Origin of the sequence: Nonomuraea sp. NPDC005983, assembly GCF_040614375.1 — a bacterium.
Lineage (GTDB): Bacteria > Actinomycetota > Actinomycetes > Streptosporangiales > Streptosporangiaceae > Nonomuraea.
In genome coordinates this window covers 24157-41239 of record NZ_JBEXUP010000082.1, presented here as the reverse complement: position 1 = coordinate 41239, position 17083 = coordinate 24157, and the positions used below count along the sequence as shown (strand labels likewise).

Annotated in this window: 15 protein-coding genes; 8 read left to right on the top strand and 7 right to left on the bottom strand. The window is 70.4% G+C overall.

Going from position 1 to position 17083, the window contains the following annotated elements; translation table 11 throughout:
• Positions 1-94: 94 nt before the first annotated feature.
• Positions 95-496 (bottom strand): VOC family protein, encoded by a 402-nt coding sequence (locus tag ABZ297_RS30085; RefSeq protein WP_355352784.1) that lies wholly within the window; start codon positions 494-496, stop codon positions 95-97.
• A gap of 429 nt (positions 497-925) precedes the next feature.
• On the opposite strand from ABZ297_RS30085, the gene ABZ297_RS30080 reads away from it, so the two are divergent.
• From ABZ297_RS30080 to ABZ297_RS30060, 5 genes are all read left to right on the top strand, one after another.
• Positions 926-1084, top strand: a complete 159-nt coding sequence (locus tag ABZ297_RS30080; RefSeq protein ID WP_355352781.1) for a hypothetical protein — start codon at positions 926-928, stop codon at positions 1082-1084.
• 65 nt (positions 1085-1149) lie between these two features.
• Entirely contained in the window at positions 1150-1656 is a 507-nt protein-coding gene (locus ABZ297_RS30075; RefSeq protein WP_355352778.1) for a MauE/DoxX family redox-associated membrane protein, read from the top strand.
• Positions 1656-2168, top strand: a complete 513-nt coding sequence (locus ABZ297_RS30070; RefSeq protein ID WP_355352775.1) for a hypothetical protein — start codon at positions 1656-1658, stop codon at positions 2166-2168. Before ABZ297_RS30075 ends, ABZ297_RS30070 begins: the two co-directional genes overlap by 1 nt.
• The gene (locus tag ABZ297_RS30065) at positions 2165-3994 is read left to right on the top strand and encodes an ABC transporter ATP-binding protein (protein ID WP_355352772.1); all 1830 of its coding nucleotides are present in this window, start codon (positions 2165-2167) and stop codon (positions 3992-3994) included. The genes ABZ297_RS30070 and ABZ297_RS30065 overlap by 4 nt, the downstream gene beginning before the upstream one ends.
• Positions 3991-4551, top strand: coding sequence for a S26 family signal peptidase (locus ABZ297_RS30060; protein WP_355352769.1), 561 nt, complete (start codon positions 3991-3993; stop codon positions 4549-4551). Before ABZ297_RS30065 ends, ABZ297_RS30060 begins: the two co-directional genes overlap by 4 nt.
• Before the next feature lie 139 nt (positions 4552-4690).
• On the opposite strand, the gene ABZ297_RS30055 is transcribed toward ABZ297_RS30060, so the two are convergent.
• From ABZ297_RS30055 to ABZ297_RS30035, 5 genes are read right to left on the bottom strand one after another with little or no spacing between them, the layout of a single operon-like run.
• Positions 4691-5908, bottom strand: a complete 1218-nt coding sequence (locus ABZ297_RS30055) for a right-handed parallel beta-helix repeat-containing protein (RefSeq protein WP_355352766.1) — start codon at positions 5906-5908, stop codon at positions 4691-4693.
• A gap of 57 nt (positions 5909-5965) precedes the next feature.
• A complete protein-coding gene (locus ABZ297_RS30050) occupies positions 5966-7738 on the bottom strand; it encodes a glycoside hydrolase family 13 protein (RefSeq protein ID WP_355352763.1) in 1773 nt (590 codons plus the stop codon).
• A 5-nt stretch (positions 7739-7743) separates the two neighbouring features.
• Positions 7744-8583, bottom strand: coding sequence for a sugar ABC transporter permease (locus tag ABZ297_RS30045; RefSeq protein WP_355352760.1), 840 nt, complete (start codon positions 8581-8583; stop codon positions 7744-7746).
• Positions 8580-10148: an ABC transporter permease subunit gene (locus ABZ297_RS30040; protein ID WP_355352757.1), complete on the bottom strand. Its 1569-nt coding sequence runs from the start codon at positions 10146-10148 to the stop codon at positions 8580-8582. The genes ABZ297_RS30045 and ABZ297_RS30040 overlap by 4 nt, the downstream gene beginning before the upstream one ends.
• Positions 10149-10152: 4 nt before the next feature.
• A complete protein-coding gene (locus tag ABZ297_RS30035) occupies positions 10153-11427 on the bottom strand; it encodes a maltose ABC transporter substrate-binding protein (protein WP_355352754.1) in 1275 nt (424 codons plus the stop codon).
• 304 nt (positions 11428-11731) lie between these two features.
• On the opposite strand from ABZ297_RS30035, the gene ABZ297_RS30030 reads away from it, so the two are divergent.
• The 3 genes from ABZ297_RS30030 to ABZ297_RS30020 all read left to right on the top strand — a co-directional run bounded on the left by ABZ297_RS30030 (position 11732) and on the right by ABZ297_RS30020 (position 15635).
• Positions 11732-13249 carry a glycoside hydrolase family 13 protein gene (locus ABZ297_RS30030; RefSeq protein ID WP_355352751.1) on the top strand — a complete coding sequence of 506 codons (1518 nt, stop codon included), beginning with the start codon at positions 11732-11734 and terminating at the stop codon, positions 13247-13249.
• 191 nt (positions 13250-13440) lie between these two features.
• On the top strand, positions 13441-14781 hold the full coding sequence (locus tag ABZ297_RS30025; protein WP_355352748.1) for an ATP-binding protein: 1341 nt from the start codon (positions 13441-13443) through the stop codon (positions 14779-14781).
• Between the two features lie 35 nt (positions 14782-14816).
• The gene (locus ABZ297_RS30020) at positions 14817-15635 is read left to right on the top strand and encodes an SAM-dependent methyltransferase (RefSeq protein WP_355352745.1); all 819 of its coding nucleotides are present in this window, start codon (positions 14817-14819) and stop codon (positions 15633-15635) included.
• 10 nt (positions 15636-15645) lie between these two features.
• Here the strand turns inward: ABZ297_RS30020 and ABZ297_RS30015 are convergent, their stop codons facing one another.
• On the bottom strand, positions 15646-16980 hold the full coding sequence (locus ABZ297_RS30015) for a cation:dicarboxylase symporter family transporter (RefSeq protein ID WP_355352742.1): 1335 nt from the start codon (positions 16978-16980) through the stop codon (positions 15646-15648).
• Positions 16981-17083: the final 103 nt, after the last annotated feature.

The following is a 17083-nucleotide window of genomic DNA, read 5'->3' as shown; positions in this document are numbered from 1 at the left end:
CGGCGACCAACGGCTCGCCTCCGAAAGTGGCTCGGGTCGGTCATCGTGGTGGTGCGCGAGGCTGCCCGCGCTCGGGCCCCGAGGGCCGGGGACTCTAAGGTTCGGCCGGGCGTTCTTGCAGGATCCAGCCGTTTCCGTCGAGATCGCTGAAGAACACGAACGAGTTCCACGGGCCGCCCTTACCCTCGACCTGGCCGCCGTCCTTCTCGTAGTGCTGGATCGCGCTGACGGCGACGCCGCGCCCGGCCAGCTCCGCCCGCGCCGCCTCGATGTCGGGCACCACCAGGTGCACGCCCTGCACGGACCCGGGAGGCGTGCCGGCCGCCCCCAGCACGATCGAGCAGGCGGACCCGGACGGGGTCAGCTGCACGATCCGGGTGTCGGCGCTGACCTGGGTGTCGTGGTCCACCACGAACCCGACCTGTTCGCCGTAGAACTGCTTCGCCTTCTCCACGTCCGACACGGGAATGGGGATCACCTCGATCTTCCAGTCCATGATTCGCTTCCCTTCGCTCCGATACGGCTGTCTCTATGAGTAGCGTCGTCTGTCGGCACCCCGGATCGACACAGAAAGCAGGAATGTCGGGGGCATCGCGAGAGACATTCCGCCAGTGCCGCCGTAGTTGACCCAGAGTAAGGCTGTTCTGACTGTCGGTGGCCACGTTCCGTGACTCGGGTCCGATCGGGGAGGAGTCCGGCCTGGCACGTCGCTCCACGGTTTCGTGCGCCGCCAGGAGTCGCCGCCCTACGTGTGAGCGGAGGTTTCAGCATCTGCCGGAAACGATTACAGCATGTCCGAAAGTTCGGATAGCTGGATAATTTGCCCGATTCTTGCGACTTTGATCTCGACCGTTGCGCCGTAATTCGGAAGACCGGATTATCGTGATCATCAACATCTCGGCTGAAAGGCCGGAGAGGAGAGATCATGATCGGTCTCGTCGATCGTCTGCTGGCACGGGTCGCGCACAAGGCGACCGTGGAGGCGGGCTGCAGCAACGTCTACTACTGCTCTGGTGGTATTAAGTACCTCCGCCAGTGCTGCCTGGACCAGGGTTGCCAGACGGTCAAGGTCGGCAGGTGCTAACGCAGTCGATCTAGCATCCGGCGGGCGGTGGGCTGCCACCGCCCGCCGGCGGTGGAGGTAAACGGATGGACTACGTGCGGATCGGATGCGCCTGCCTGGCGGGCCTGGTCTTCGCGGTCACGGCGGTGTCGAAACTGCGAGACTTCGACGGATTCGCCCAGTCGCTTCCCGCGCTCGTCCCTGTGCCACGCCGAGCCCGCAGGCCGCTGGCGGCGCTGGTGGTGGCGCTGGAGGCGCTGGTCCCGATCCTGGTCGCGGTGCCGGCGGCCACGCCGTACGGGCTCGCGCTCGCCGGCGGGTTGCTGGTCGCGTTCACAGCGGCGATCGCCGTCGCGCTGGGACGTGGACAGCATGCTCCGTGCCGCTGCTTCGGCGTGTCCGCCGCGCCTCTGGGCGCCCGTCACCTTGTCCGCAACAGCCTGCTGATCGCCGCCGCCTCGCTCGGCGCGCTCCTACCGGACGGCTCGCCGGCGCTCGCCGGGACGGCCTTGGCGCTGGGCGCGGGCCTGATCGGGGCGATTCTGATCGTCTCTTTCGACGACATCGTCGATCTCTTCGCGAGGAACACCTGATGCCTTACCTGACCGCCGCGGTCGTGATCATCGGCTTGCTGTGCGTGTTCAACCTGCTGCTCACCCTCGCCCTCATCCGCCGGATGAGACAGACGGGCGCAGGCACCGCCCCGTCCGCCGGTCCCCCCATGGCGTTGAGCGCCGGCTCGCCCGTCGGCGAGTTCACCGCCGAGACCGTCAACGGTGAGACGATCTCCCACGACACGGTCACCGGTCTGGTCGGGTTCTTCTCTGCGGGGTGCGAACCCTGCCACAAGCTGCTCCCCCGCTTCGCCGAGCACGCCCGCACCCTCGGACGGGAGAACGTGCTGGCGGTGGTCGCAGGGGATGACCCGGAGGCGGTCACCGCGCTCGAACCGGTGGCCCGCGTGATCGTGGAGGACTACGACGGCCCGGTGGCCGGCGCGTTCCAGAACACCTGGACCCCGGCGCTCTACCTGCTCGGTTCCGATCACCGCGTCGTCGCCGCAGGCGGGCGCCTGGAGGACCTCTCCGTCGCGTCGCCGGCATGAGCGCCCCCGGGACGATCCGGCAGGGCGGGGTACGGGAGCTGGCCTCGGCCGCCGCGGCGGCCCTCTCGCTGACCTGGCGGTCGGCGCCGGGAGGGGTGGCCGGCCACGTCGTCGTGACGGTCGCAGAGGCTACGGCCCCTGTCGCCACCGCGTGGCTGACCAAATCCGTCCTCGACCGGTTGGCCTCGCCTGACGGCGCGGTCGCCGGGATCGCCCTCGGGCTGGCCGCGGCGGGTCTGGCCGCCGCGGCGCTGCCGGGGGTCGGCCGCTACCTGCGCGCAGAGACCGGGCGCCGCGCCGGAGCAGAGGCGACCGACAGGCTGTTCGCGGCGGCCGAGCGGCAGGTCGGTCTCCGGCGTTTCGAGGATCCGGTCTTCCTCGACCGCTTACGGCTGGCTCAGGAGGGGGCAGGGACCACCGGCGACCTCGTCAACGGCGTCTGCGGCGGCCTGCACGGCATCCTGGCACTCGCCGGATTCGTGGGCTCGCTGCTCATCCTCAGCCCCGCCATGACGGCGATCGTGCTGCTGGCAGCCGTCCCGGCGCTCGTCGCCGAACTGCTGCTCTCGCGGCGACGGGCCGCCATGCAGTGGGACACCGAACAGATCCACCGCCGCGAGTTCTTCTACAGCCGGCTGCTCACCGGCGTCCAGGCCGCCACAGAGATCCGGCTGTTCGGCATCGGCGCGTTCCTGCGCGCCCGGATGATGGCCGAGCGACGCGAATCGAACGCCGCAGAGACCCGGATGGACCGCCGCGAACTGGCCACCCAAGGCGGCCTCACCGTGCTGAGCGCGGTGGTCGCCGGCGCCGGGCTGTGGTGGGCGATCATGGTCGCCCGCCAGGGCTCGCTCAGCGTCGGCGACGTCGCCATGTTCGTCGCGGCCGTCGGCGGCGTGCAGGCCGCGCTGGACACGCTCATCTCCTCGATCGCATCCGCCCACCAGCGACTGCTCGCCTTCGCGCACTACGTCGCGGTGATCAGGGCCGAACCGGACCTGCCGAGCGCCGACGAGGGCACGGCACCCGCCCTGCGCCGGGGCATCGAGCTGCAGGACGTCTGGTTCCGCTACAGCGACGAGCACCCCTGGGTACTACGCGGGGTCGATCTGACGGTTCCGCACGGCCGATCGGTGGCCCTCGTGGGGCTGAACGGCGCGGGCAAGAGCACCCTCATCAGGCTGCTGTGCAGGATGTACGACCCGACGCGCGGCCGGATTCTGTGGGACGGCGTGGACCTGCGGGACATCCCTCCCGCCGCGCTGCGCGAGCGGATCAGCGCCGTATTCCAGGACCATATGAACTACGACATGTCCGCCGCCGAGAACATCGGACTCGGCGACCTGCCCGCTCTGGGCGACCTGGCCCGCATCAGGGAGGCGGCCGTCCGCGCCGGCGTGCACGAGACGCTCTCGGGGCTTCCCCGCGGGTACGACACACTGCTCACCCGCATCTTCTTCTCCGAGGCCGACAAGGGGGACGCAGAGACGGGAGTGGTGCTGTCCGGCGGGCAGTGGCAGCGCCTCGCGCTGGCCAGGGCCCTCGTCCGCGACGGCAGGGACCTGATGATCCTCGACGAGCCGAGCTCCGGCCTGGATCCGGAGGCCGAGCACGAGGTCCACACCCGCATCCGGGAGCACCGGGCGGGCCGTACGAGCCTGCTCATCTCCCACAGGCTCAGCGCCGTACGGGACGCCGACCTCATCGCCGTGCTGCACGAGGGGCGGATCGCCGAGCAGGGACCCCACGAGGCGCTGCTCGCGGCGGACGGTCACTATGCCCGCCTCTTCCGGCTCCAGGCCGCCGGATACCAGGAGGTCCGGTGAAGCGGGGCAAGCTGCTGCTCCCGGTGTACGGCGCGCTGGCGCTGGGAGCCTCGCTGTGGTGGATTCGCCGGAACTACCTGGTCGCCACCGTTGAGGGCCCCAGCATGGAGCCCACGTTCCACTCCGGCGACAGGCTGCTCGTCCGCAGGGCGAAGCGGGTCCGCACCGGCCAGATCGTGGTCGTCCGGATTCCCGACCCGCCCATGCTGTACGAGCCGCCACCGGGCCTCGAACCGGGCACCGAGGCGGGCACCGAACCGGGCACCAAGGCGGAGCTGCCGGAAAGGGACCATCTCGGCTGGCGGCTGCTCGTCAAGCGGGTGGCCGCGGCGCCCGGCGACCCCGTGCCGACAGAGCGCTTCCCGGCGCTGCGCGACGTCCTGGAGACCGTCGTGCCTCCGCGTGCTCTCGTCGTGCTGGGCGACAACCCGGACACCAGCTGGGACTCCCGGGCCTTCGGCTTCGTGCGGAGCGACCAGCTCGTCGGCGTCATGGTGCGCCGCCTGCCACCGTCGGCGTCGGTTCGTCGCAGCCCTGATCATCCGGCCCGCACCTGATCCGCGAGGGCCCGGGCGATCAGGAGGCCGTCAGGGCGGCGGCCCTGGCCCGCGTGGTCCTGGTGACCCCGTTCGCGGTCTCGGGCGCGCCGGTCACGGTCAGGTTCGCCACCCTGGCGTCCGACGGCCGTTGGGAGTCTCAGGGTTGGTAGGCGCCCGCGTCGGGGGTCGCGGGAACGGGGTCACCGCCGAACCACCCGGCGCTGAGCCGCGTTCCCCTCCCCCGGGCCGGGGAGGCGGGACGCAGGTGCAGGTCGGTGCGCGAGACGAACTTCGGGTCGGCCTTGACGGAGCCGGGGCCGAGCTTGAAGTGCGCGGTGCGGCTCTGGTAGACGCTGGACCCCTCGTCGGCCCCCTTGCCGTCCTCGTAGCCCGCGTCGCCGCCGACCTTGATGACGTTGTTGCGCAGCTTGAGGATCGCCGGGGAGCAGCCCGCGTGGCAGGACCAGCCGAGCGTGTCGCGGCCCGGCAGGTAGACGGAGTTGTTCACGGCGACCGTCCCCTTGACCGGGCCGACGACGTGCCGGGGCCCCCGGGTGATGAGGAAGGAGCCGCGGTTGAGCGAGGAGGTCACGACGTTGAACGCGAACACGTTGCCGGTGGCGCTCTCGCCGGCCCGGGCGCCGAGTTCGGTGAAGGTCTCGTTGTCGCGGGCGACGTTGTGCGTGATCCGGTTGCGGTCGCCGTTGAAGATCTCGACCGCGGCCCCGTCGACGCCGTAGTCGTAGCTGCGGGCGTGGCTGCCGGTGATGGTGTTGCCGGTGACGAGGTTGTCGTCGCCGTGCAGCAGGATGCCGAACGCGCCCGAGTCGTTGTCGCCTCCCTCGTCGTTGACGCTCATCCGGTTGTTGGCGGTCAGCCTGCTGTCGCGGATGGTGTTGCGGGAGCCCGACGGGGTGACCCACGCTCCGGCGACGTTCCCGTCGGCCTGGACGCCGACGAGTTCGTTGCCGTCGCCGTCGATCTCGAACCCGGCCCACTGGCAGCGGGAGGCGCGCAGCCCGCTGATGCGCCAGTGGTCGCCCTTGACGACGACGCAGTTGCCCGAGTCGCCGCTGATCGTGGCCAGCGGCCCGGTTCCGTACGGCTGGATGACGATGGGTTTGGACGCGGTGCCGTCGGCGGTGAGGGTGAGCGTGCCGGTGAAGCGGCTGCCCCGTTTGAAGCTGACCGCGTCACCCGGCTTCAGGTTGGCGCCGCTGACCTTCTCGAGCGACTTCCACGGCTTGGTGGCGCTGGTGCCCGCCGCCGCGTCGTCCCCCGACCTGGAGTCGACGTAGTAGGTGGTGCCCCCGAGGGCGGAGGCGGGGGCGGCGGGCAGGAGCCCGGCCATCACGGCGACGGAGAACAACCACATGCGAACGCACCACTGTCTGGTCGGGCCCCGAACCGGTGAGGCGCCAACGGTAGCGTGTCAGCGCGCGAGACGGAAGATCCGCAGCGAAGGTCCGTCGCCCGGCAGCACGTCCCCGTCGGAGGCGTTGTAGACGCCTTCTGCGCGGGCGCCGATGGGCAGCGGCGCACCGGGCGCCCGCCGCGCGCACACCAGCAGCGTCTCCTCGGCGCTCTCGCGGGCGAACACCAGGCAGTCGGCGTCGGCGTGCAGCCAGCGCAGGCCGCCGTGGCGCAGCGCGGGCTCGGCGCGGCGCAGGCCGAACAGCTCCCGGTAGGCCGCCAGCGTCGTCAGGTCCTGGTCGCCGGGGCGCTTCCACGGCATCGGGGTGCGGGAGTGCTCGCCGTTGACCCCCGTCAGGCCGAACTCGCTGCCCGCGAACACCATCGGCGTGCCGGGCAGGGTGGCCTGCAGGCCGAGCGCGACGAGGTGGCGTTCGCGCGAGCCCGTCACGGTGCGGACGCGCGGCGAGTCGTGGGAGTCGAGGAGCTGCCAGGAGTGGGTCAGCGAGCGCCACGACATGTGCGAGCCGAACGCGCGGAAGGTGGCCAGCGTGTCGAGCCCGTCTTTGGACGGCACGCCGCCCGGCACCCCGAGGAAGTGCTCCAGGTCCAGGTCGGGGCCGCGCAGCCAGGACCAGACCGGGCGGGTGAAGCCGCCGTAGTTCATCGTGCCGTGCCAGCCGTCGCCGTCGAGGTCGAGCGAGGCGTCGTGGTTGTGCTCCGCGATGAACGCGGCCTGCTCCGGCAGGGCGCGCCGGAGCAGGGCGGCGACCTCGTGGTTGTAGTCGTCGGCGCCGCGCCTGCCGGTCATGTTGGCGACGTCCACGCGCCAGCCGTCGAGCGGGCCGAGCCACCGGTTCAGCACGGCGGGCACGCGCTCGCGCACCAGGTCGCTGCCCCAGTTGAACTTGGGCAGCGTCTTGACCCCCCACCACGACTCGTAGTCGCCGGTGTCGGGGTCGAAGTAGAACATCTCCCGTTCCGGCGCGTGCACGTCGGAGACGGCGGCGGTGAACCATTCGTGGCTGTCGCCGCAGTGGTTGGAGGTGATGTCGCCGAGCAGCCGCATGCCGCGCTCGTGCAGCGCGCCGGACAACCGGTGCAGCGCCTCGTCGCCCCCGAGCAGCGGGTCGACCCGGTCGAAGCTTGCGGCGTCGTAGCGGTGGTTGGAGCGGGCGGGGAAGATCGGGGTGAGGTAGACGGTGTCGGCGCCGAGCGCCTGGACGTGGTCGAGGTGCTGGACGATGCCGTCGAGGTCGCCGCCGTAGAACTGCTCGGCGGTGCCGGGGCCGCTGGGGATGACCGGGTCGCGGTCCCAGTCGCGCGGCAGCGCCCAGCCGGGCAGCTCGCGCATGGGCCCGGAGCGGGCGAAGCGGTCGGGGAAGATCTGGTAGACGATCGCGTCGGACATCCAGGCAGGGGGCGCCTGGTGGGTGACCAGGCGGAAGTCGCTCGCGTCCGGCACGTCGTGGGTGACGGTCCCCGCCGCGGTCAGCCACGACGTGCCCCGGGAGGTGCGCAGCAGGAACCGGTAGCGGGTGACCGGGTTGACGGCGACGATCTCGGCCTGCCACCAGACGTCCGTCTCGCCGTACCCGCTGACCTGCCGCGACACCGGCGAGGCCGCCACGTAGCGGGGCTCGCCGTCGTGGACGGCCCGGACGTGCACCTCGGTGACGCCGGCGGCGCGGGGCGCCCGCATCCAGACCGTCACCCGCGAGCCGGGCGACGGGGTCTGGGTGGAGACGTAGAGAGGAGAGCCGTCGTGGTGCGGCTCGTCGGCGTAACGCAAATGACCTATCCCTTGACAGCTCCGGCGGTGAGCCCGGAGACGATGTACTTCTGCAACCACAGGAACACGCTCACCGTGGGTACCGCGGTGAGCAGGGTGGCCGCGGCGAACATGCCGAAGTTGGCGTTGCGCTGATCCCCCGCGATCATGCCGTACATACCCACGGCGAGCGTCTTGCTCCCGGAGTCGCGCAGGAACACGCTGGCCATGATGAACTCGCTCATGGTGCCGATGAACGCCAGCAGCGCGGTGACCGCGAGGATGGGCGTGACCAGCGGCATGATGATCCGCCAGAAGATCTGCGCGTGCGTGGCGCCGTCGACGGTGGCGGCCTCGTCCAGCTCCTTCGGGACGGTGTCGAGGAAGCCCTTCATCAGCCAGGTGTTCACGCCGAGCGCGCCGCCCAGGTAGAGCAGCATGAGCCCCCACACGGTGTCGAAGCCGAAGGCGGGGTACAGCTCTGTCACCCTGGTGAAGATCATGAAGATCGTCACGACGGCGAGGAACTGCGGGAACATCTGGATCAGCAGCAGCGCGAGCAGCCCGACCCGGCGCCCGCGGAAGCGCATCCGGCTGAAGGCGTAGGCCGCGCACATCGACAGCAGCAGGCTGGCGAACGACGCGGTCAGCGCGATGAACACGGAGTTGAAGAACCAGCGGGCGAACGGGTAGGTGTCGGAGGTGAACAGCTTGCCGAAGTTGTTCAGGCTCGCCCCGGTGGGCAGCAGGTCGGTGGAGGCCAGGGTGCCCAGCGGGTTGATCGCCGCGGAGAGCACGAACAGGATCGGGATCACCGCGAACGCGCACACGACGAGCACGAAGGCGTGCCTCAGCGCGAGCTTCATGCGTACACCTCCTCCTGCTTGCGGGTCCGCCTGAACGCCACCGCGGAGATGACGGCCACGATCGCGAAGATGAACACCGAGATCGCCGCGGCGAAGCCGAACTGCGCGCCGCCGGTGCCGAACGCCAGCCGGAACGTGTAGGTGATCAGCAGGTCGGTGGCGCCCACCTGCGTGCTCTCAGGGGGGAACGGGCCGCCCTCGGTGGTGAGGCCGATCGCGTTGAAGTTGTTGAAGTTGTACGCGAACGACGAGATCAGCAGCGGTGTCAGCGCCACCAGCAGCAGCGGCAGCGTCACCTTGCGGAACCCGGCCATCGGCGAGGCCCCGTCGATGGCGGCGGCCTCGGTCAGCTCGCGCGGGATCGCCTGCAACGCGCCGGTGGTCACCAGGAACATGTAGGGGAAGCCGAGCCAGAGGTTCACCAGGAGCACCGCCAGCCGGGCGGTCGTCGGCTGGCCCATCCAGTCGACGTCCAGGCCGAACAGCGAGTTGATCAGCCCGAAGTCGCGGTTGAACATGTCACGCCAGACCAGCAGCATCGCGAACGCGGGCATCGCGTAGGGCAGGATCAGCACGATCCGGTAGATCCGCGTCCCCTTCATGCGGGGGTGGTGCAGCGCCAGCGCGACCGCCATGCCGAGCGCGAACGTGCTCGCGACGGACACCAGCGCGAACACCACGTTCCACCCGAGCACCCCCAAGAAGTATCCGGAGATGGTGGGGTCGGTCAGCGTCCGGGTGAAGTTCTCGAACCCCACGTTGACCTGCCAGCCCTGCGCCAGCCGCGCGCCCTGGGCGTTGACGAAGTAGCCCTGCCCCTCGTCGGCGGTCCACCTGTCGCCCTCGCCCTGGACGCAGTCGCATCCGGCGTCGTAGACGAGCGTCGCCCGGCCCTCGACGGCGCGGCTCAGCCCGTTGGCCTTGATCAGCCCGCCGGAGGTGGGGACGGCCAGCGCCGAGATCTGCTGCGCCCTGGCCGCCGCCTCGGGCGCGGTGAGCACGGTGAACCCGGGCGCCCGCAGCACCTTGCCCGTGACGCCGACCTGGGCCCCGGCCAGCGGTGACAGCCCCTGTTCCGTGCCGACCCCGGCCTGCTTGGTCTTCGGGTCGACGAGCAGGAAGACCAGCTCGCCGTCCTTCAGCGCGGCCGTCAGGTTGTACTCGGGCGAGCCGGGCGCCTGCCGCACCGAGCCCGTCTCGATGGCCGTGATGGCCGCCTGCTTGTCGCCGCGGTGGCCGTCGCCGAAGTTGGTGAACGCCGTGCTCACCGTGTACAGGACGGGGAACACCTGGAACGCCAGCAGGAAGACGGTGCCGGGAACCAGGTACTTGGCGGGGATGAAACGGCGGGTCAGGTAGAGGTAGGCGATGAGCGCGGTGGCGGCGCACAGCAGCGCGAGGGCCGGCCACGATCCGGCCGCGACCAGCGGCGGCACGGCGTAGAGCAGGATCGCGGCGGCCACGGCCAGTACCGCGATCCTGCTCACCAGATAGCTCGTGGTGACCTGCCGGCTCCGCCGTGGAGGGCTTTCGGCCTCCGCGGCCTCGCGGACGTCCAGAGCCATGACGTCAGTTCTTGAGCGAGCTGTCGATGGCCTTCTGCGCGGCCTGCGCGGCCTTGGCCGGGTCGCCGCCCTTGACCACGGCCTCCTCGGCGATGCCGAACGGCTCCCAGACGGCCTGCATCTCGGGGATCGCGGGCATCGGGAAGCCGGACTTGCCCGCGTCCATGAACTTGCCCGCGTCGGCGTCGGTGGCCTTGACCGCGTCGAGGGCGACGGTCAGCGCCGGGGGACGCGGGTCGGCGGCGTAGAGCGCCTTGGCGACGTCGGCGTTGGTCACGTAGTTGGTGACGAACTCCTGGGCGAGGGTCTTGCTCTTGCCCTTGGACGCCACGAAGAACGACTGCACGCCGACGAACGGGGTGGCGGGCTTGCCGTCCTTGAACGACGGGACGGGCGTGACGTCGTAGCTGAAGCCGCCCTTCTTCACATCGCCCATCGCCCACGGGCCGGAGATCAGGAAGGCGCACTTGCCGCCCGCGAAGTTGGCGATGTAGTTCTCGTTGGTGATGGACGTCTTCAGCGCGCCGTCACCCTTCTCCCCCAGGTCCTTCAGCTTGCCGAACGCCTTGACCGACTCGTCGGAGCCGAGCAGCACCTTCTTCGGGTCGGGGTCGCCGGTCGCGGTGGCGCCGAACAGCGAGCCGCCGCCGGCGGCGAAGATCGGGTAGACGTGGAAGGCGTCGCCCTTCTGCCCGACGGGCAGGCAGAGCACCTCCTTGACCTTGCCCGCGGCCTTGAGCTCCTTGCCCTTCTTGACCAGGTCCTCCAGGGTCGCGGGGGCGTCGGGCGCGAGCTCGGTGTTGCGGATCAGCGCGATGTTCTCGACCGCGTACGGCGCGCCGTACACCTGGCCGTTGAAGGTGACCGCCTTGATGGCGATCTCGGAGAACCCGGCCTTCTGCTCGTCGGTGAGGTTGACGGGGTCGATGGCGCCGTTCTGCACCAGGTTGCCGATCCAGTCGTGCGCGCCGATCATGACGTCCGGGCCGCTGCCCTGCTGGGAGGCGGTGAGGAAGGTCGCCTGGTTGTCCTTGCTGATCTCCTTCACCTCGACGGTCACGCCGTTCTCGGTGCCGAACTGCTCGGCGAAGGGCTTGAGCGCCTTGACCCGGTTGGGGTCGGCCCAGATCACGAGCTTGCCGCTGCCCTTGTCGGCGGCGGGGGCGGACGCGGACCCGCTGGGGGCCGCCGAGGGGGTGGCGGGTTCGGAACCGCCACAGCCCGCGGCGGCGAACGCCAGGGTCGCTGCGGCGGCCACGCCCAGAGCTCGCATGCGCATGGGACCTCCTGAGGTCACGGAGGGAGCGGCGGCACGTCCACGCGCGGCCGCTCGAGAAGCCGTTATCGGCCGCTTTCGCGGCTTACGTCTCCGGGACGCTAGCGTTTCTTTGCAAGAATTGGAAGAACTTGCGCAAGAGCGTTACCTGATCCAGACCCTCCGGGTACGCCCTTGACCTCGTGAACCCGGTGACATCCCGGCTCATGGGCCGAACTGAAACTTTCCGCAACTTACACTTGACCATCCCCGAGCGGTCGCGCGATCCTGCACGGGACATCAGTGCACATCCCCGGAAAGGACCCCCATGCTCGGCAACGACGACTGGTGGCGGGACGCCGTCGTGTACCAGGTCTATCCCCGCAGCTTCGCGGACGCGAACGGCGACGGCATGGGCGACCTGCCCGGTGTGCGCAGCCGCCTGGGATACCTGAGCGAGCTGGGCGTCGACGCGATCTGGCTGAGCCCCTTCTACACCTCCCCGATGGCCGACGGCGGCTACGACGTGTCCGACTACCGCGACGTCGACCCGATGTTCGGCAACCTCGCCGACTTCGACGCGCTGATCGAGGACGCGCACGCGCTGGGCATCAGGGTGATCGTGGATGTGGTGCCGAACCACTCCTCCGACCGCCACCCCTGGTTCCAGGCCGGGCTGCGCGACCGCTACATCTTCCGCGACCGGCCCAACGACTGGGAGTCCATCTTCGGCGGCTCCGCCTGGACCCAGGTGGCCGACGGCCAGTGGTACCTGCACCTGTTCGCGCCCGAGCAGCCCGACCTGAACTGGGACCACCCCGAGGTCCGCGCCGAGTTCCGCGACATCCTGCGGTTCTGGCTGGACCGGGGCGTCGACGGGTTCCGCATCGACGTGGCGCACGGCATGGTCAAGGCCGCCGGGCTGCCGGACGTCGGCCCGAAGGAGGGCCGCCAGGCGGAGATGCTGGGCGACGAGCAGCTGCCGTACTTCGACCAGGACGGCGTGCACGACATCTACCGCGAGTGGCGGCCGATCCTCGACTCCTACCCGGGCGGCCGGATGGCGGTGGCCGAGGCGTGGGTGTCGTCGGCCGAGCGGCTGGCCCGCTACATCGGGCCCGACGAGCTGCACCAGGCGTTCAACTTCGAGTTCATGATGGCGGACTTCCACGCCAAGTCGTTCCGGGCCGTGATCGAGAAGTCGCTGGCGGAGGCGGAGCTGGTCGGCGCCCCGACCACCTGGGTGCTGTCGAACCACGACAAGCCCCGCCACGTCACCCGGCACGGCGGCCTGGCCCGCGCGCGGGCGGCCACCCTGCTCATGCTCTCCCTGCCCGGCTCCGCCTACCTCTACAACGGCGAGGAGCTCGGCCTGCCGGAGGTCCTCGACCTGCCCGACGAGCTGCGCCAGGACCCTGCGTTCCGGCGGATCGGCGAGAGCCGCGACGGCTGCCGCGTCCCGATCCCGTGGACCAGCGCGCCCGGCTGCGGCTGGCAGGACCCGTGGCTGCCGATCCCCGGCTCATGGGCGGAGCTGTCGGCCGAGGCGCAGCAGGACGACCCCGGCTCGACGCTGAACCTCTACCGGGCCGCGCTCGCGGCCCGCAGGTCCCACCCGGCGCTCGGCGGCGGAGCGCTCACCTGGCTGGACTCCCCCGGCGACGTCCTGGCGCTCGAACGCTCCTCGGGCGACGGCGACACGCTGGCCGTGGTGCTGAACGCCGGCGACGAGCCCGTCACCCTGGGCGAGCTGGGCCTGTCGGGCGAGGTGCTGCTGTCGAGCGGCCCCCTGCCCGAGGACGGCTCGGTCCCGCCCGACACCGCGATCTGGCTCCAGCCGCGCTGACGCGCCGGCGTGCCGGCGTGCTGGCGCGCTGGCGTGCTGGCGTGCTGGCGTGCTGACGGCGGCCTGAGCGCGCGACCATCCCGGGCGCCGGTAGGCCCTTCGCGGGAGGGCTCACCGGCGCTGTCGCCTTTGGAACAAACTTTCCTTTCAGCCGACTTTTGGCGGCTATCGCGGTTAGTAGCCTTCGGTGCGTGGTACGCCTGTGGGCGAAGTCCCTTCGCGGCCGCGTCACGCTCATCGCCACGATCGTCGCCGTCCTCGTGCTGATCCCTGCGGGGATCGGCGGTGTCGTCGTGTCCAGATCCATCATCACGAACAACGTCTGGAAGAGCACCTCGCACACCGCCACCCAGGTGGTGGCCGAGGCCCGCAACGGGCAGCTGCCGCTCGGCTCCGCGATCCCGGTGCCCGACCCCGACGTCGACCTGATCCAGATCGTCGCGCCCGACGGCCAGGTCCTCGCCGCCAGCGACGCGGCGCGCAACCTGCCGCGGCTCAGCGACGTCCAGCCGCCGCCGGACAACCCGATGAGCAACACCACGAACTGCCTGCCCACCGAGTGCGTCCATCTGACGGCCGCCAGGATGACCTCCGCGGGCGACTCCTCCACCGTCTACGCGGGTTTCAGCACGCCGGCCGTGCTCTCCACCCGGGTGCTGGAAGTGGTGGTGTTCTCACAGATCGCGGTGCTGATCGCGCTGGCGGCCTGGGCGACGTGGCTGGTCACCGGGCGGGCGCTGCGGCCCGTCGCGGAGATGCGCAGCGAGCTGGACGAGATCACCGCCAGCGATCTGAGCCGCCGCGTGACCCAGCCCCAAGGCGCGGACGAGGTCGCCGAGCTCGCCAGGTCGATCAACGGCACCCTGGCCAGGCTGGAGCTTTCGACCCGGCAGCAGCGCCAGTTCGCCTCCGACGCCTCGCACGAACTGCGCACCCCGATCGCCGGGCTGCGCGCCCAACTGGAGAGCGCCCAGCTCTACCCGCACGACACCGACCTCGACGCCCTGGTGAAGAGCGCGCTGCGCGACACCGACCGGCTGGAGGCGATCATCACCGACCTGCTCCTGCTGGCCAGGATCGGCTCGGGGATGGACGCGGTCAAGGAGCGCGTCGAGTTGTCGGATCTGGTCAGGGAGGAGCTGAGCGTCCGCTCCGACAGACTGCCCGTGCGGGTGCAGGCACAGGACGACGTGGCGGTCTGCGGGATCCGGCTGCAGCTCGCCAGGGTGCTGACGAACCTGCTGGACAACGCCCAGCGGCACGCGGAGAGCTACGTCATGATCGTGGTGGCGCGGGAGGGCGACGACGCCGTCCTGGCGGTGGAGAATGACGGGGTGGAGATCGCGGAGAGCGACCGCGAGCACATCTTCGAGCGCTTCACCCGCCTGGACGCGGCGCGCAGCCGCGACCTGGGCGGCACCGGCCTGGGCCTGGCCATCGCGCGGGACGTGGCGCTGGCGCACCGCGGGAGCGTCGAGGTGGACGACTTCGAGGGCGGGGCGCGATTCGTGCTGAGAATTCCGGCCGTTTGACCCGCAAGACGGCGAAATCGGGAATCATGGGGCCCATGACCGAGCAGGCTCCCAGTGGTGTGGACCCTCACGTTCCGAACGCCGCGCGCATGTACGACTACTTTCTCGGCGGCAAGGACAACTTCCGCGCTGACAGGGAGCTCGCTGAACGGGTGCTGAGCGTGCTGCCCGAGACGCGCGACGGCACCAGGCAGAACCGCGCGCTGATCGGCCGGTTCGTGGAGTACCTGTGCCGGCAGGGCATCACGCAGTTCCTCGACCTGGGGTCCGGGCTTCCCGCGCAGGAGAACGTGCACGAGGTGGCCCACCGTTTCACGCCCGACGCCAAGGTGGTGTACGTCGACAACGACCCGGTGGTCTGCGCCCACGGCCGGGCGATGCTCGCCAGCCCCGAGCGGGTGGCGATGGTGGAGGGCGACGTCCGCAGGCCGGACGAGATCCTCGCCGACCCGGACGTGCGCGGGCTGCTCGACTTCGACCGGCCGGTCGCGGTGCTGATGATGTTCCTGCTGCACCTGATCCCCGACGAGGAGCGGCCCGGCCAGTTCGTCGCCGCCTACCGCGACGCCCTGGCACCGGGCAGCTACCTGGCGATCTCGCATGTCGGCAGCGACGTCCTGCCTGAGCGCATCGCCCCGATCGTGCAGTACTACCGCCAGGCCAACTCGCCGTTCTGCCCCAGGCCCGGCAGGGAGATCGAAGCCTTCTTCGGCGACTTCGAGCTGATCCCGCCGGGCCTGGCGAACGGCAGAGGGCCGGAGGTGGTGTGGCCGTTCACCGACCCCGACGCGGTCGTCTTCCTCGACGCCGAGCTCGCCCGCCTGGGTTACGCGGGCATCGGCCGCAAGCCCTGACGCCCGCCCGCTAGGCCGGAGCCAGTTCCTTCTCGGTTCCCGGGGCGGGCGGCTCCGCCTCCTCGGGCTCGTCGAGCAGCGTGGCCTCGTCGAACGGCACGCGTCCCGCCAGCACCTCGGCGGCCCGCTCGCGGTCGAAGTCGCCCGTCCACTTGCCGATGAGGATGGTGGCGACCGCGTTGCCCGCGAAGTTGGTCAGCGCCCTGGCCTCGGACATGAACCGGTCGATGCCGACGATCAATCCGACGCCGTCGACCAGTTCCGGCCGGTGTGACTGCAGCCCGGCCGCCAGCGTGGCGAGGCCGGCGCCGCTCACGCCCGCCGCGCCCTTCGAGGCGATCATCATGAACAGCAGGAGCGTCACCTGCTCGCCGACCTGGAGCGGCGCCCCGGTGGCCGAGGCGACGAAGAGCGTCGCCATGGTCAGGTAGATGGCGGTGCCGTCGAGGTTGAAGGAGTAGCCGGTGGGCACCGTGATGCCCGCCACGGTGCGGCTGACGCCCAGGTGCTCCATCTTGGCGATCAGCCGGGGCAGCGCCGTCTCCGACGACGACGTCGACAGGATCAGCAGGAACTCGCGGCCGAGGTAGCGCAGCAGCGACCAGAGGTTGATCCGGGCGAACACCCACAGGACCGTGCCGAGCACCACGCCGACGAAGAGCAGGCAGGTGAGGTAGAAGGCGCCCATGATGATGCCCAGGCTCTTGAGCGCCTCCAGGCCGGTGGCGCCGACGAGGGCGGCGATCGCGCCGAACGCGCCGACGGGTGCCGCCCACATGACCATCGACAGGATGCGGAACACGAGCCGTTGGATGTGCTCGACGCCGCGCAGGATGGGCTCGCCCTTGGCGCCCATGGCCTGCACGGCGAACCCGGTGAGCAGCGCCACCAGCAGCGTCTGCAGCACCTGCGACGAGGTGAAGGCCGAGACCAGGGTGGCCGGAATGATGCCGAGGACGAAGTCCACCAGGCTGCTCTCGCCGCCCTTGGCGGCCTCCGCCTCGGCGGCCTGCTTGCCCGCGTCGGTCAGGTGCAGGCCGGCTCCCGGGTCGATCAGGTTGCCGACCAGCAGGCCGATGAGCAGCGCGAACGTCGACATGACGATGAAGTAGCCGAGAGCCAGCCCGCCGACCTTGCCGACCTTGGCGGCCTTGTTCACCGAGCCGATACCGAGCACGATCGTGCAGAAGATGATCGGGCTGATCACCATCTTGATCAGCGCGACGAAGCCGGTGCCGATGGGTTTGAGTTCCTTGCCCACGTCCGGCCAGAGGTATCCGACGAGGATCCCGAGCACGACCGCCACGATGACGGCCAGGTAGAGGTAACGGGTGCGATCACGCATGGGGGGCACTCTCCGGCTTTGAGAACAGTGCTGACAGTGCAAATATGCGGACCATAGTGATCCAGGTCACTATTGCGTAAGTTTCGTTCATGGAGAGGCGCAC

What these genes read in the sequence shown, in the direction of transcription:
- ABZ297_RS30020 (WP_355352745.1), top strand. Translation starts at nt 14,817, where the DNA reads ATGACCGAGCAGGCTCCCAGTGGTGTGGACCCTCACGTTCCGAACGCC.
- ABZ297_RS30085 (WP_355352784.1), bottom strand. Translation starts at nt 496, where the DNA reads ATGGACTGGAAGATCGAGGTGATCCCCATTCCCGTGTCGGACGTGGAG.
- ABZ297_RS30030 (WP_355352751.1), top strand. Translation starts at nt 11,732, where the DNA reads ATGCTCGGCAACGACGACTGGTGGCGGGACGCCGTCGTGTACCAGGTC.
- ABZ297_RS30045 (WP_355352760.1), bottom strand. Translation starts at nt 8,583, where the DNA reads ATGAAGCTCGCGCTGAGGCACGCCTTCGTGCTCGTCGTGTGCGCGTTC.
- ABZ297_RS30065 (WP_355352772.1), top strand. Translation starts at nt 2,165, where the DNA reads ATGAGCGCCCCCGGGACGATCCGGCAGGGCGGGGTACGGGAGCTGGCC.
- ABZ297_RS30035 (WP_355352754.1), bottom strand. Translation starts at nt 11,427, where the DNA reads ATGCGCATGCGAGCTCTGGGCGTGGCCGCCGCAGCGACCCTGGCGTTC.
- ABZ297_RS30040 (WP_355352757.1), bottom strand. Translation starts at nt 10,148, where the DNA reads ATGGCTCTGGACGTCCGCGAGGCCGCGGAGGCCGAAAGCCCTCCACGG.
- ABZ297_RS30015 (WP_355352742.1), bottom strand. Translation starts at nt 16,980, where the DNA reads ATGCGTGATCGCACCCGTTACCTCTACCTGGCCGTCATCGTGGCGGTC.
- ABZ297_RS30075 (WP_355352778.1), top strand. Translation starts at nt 1,150, where the DNA reads ATGGACTACGTGCGGATCGGATGCGCCTGCCTGGCGGGCCTGGTCTTC.
- ABZ297_RS30055 (WP_355352766.1), bottom strand. Translation starts at nt 5,908, where the DNA reads ATGTGGTTGTTCTCCGTCGCCGTGATGGCCGGGCTCCTGCCCGCCGCC.
- ABZ297_RS30080 (WP_355352781.1), top strand. Translation starts at nt 926, where the DNA reads ATGATCGGTCTCGTCGATCGTCTGCTGGCACGGGTCGCGCACAAGGCG.
- ABZ297_RS30070 (WP_355352775.1), top strand. Translation starts at nt 1,656, where the DNA reads ATGCCTTACCTGACCGCCGCGGTCGTGATCATCGGCTTGCTGTGCGTG.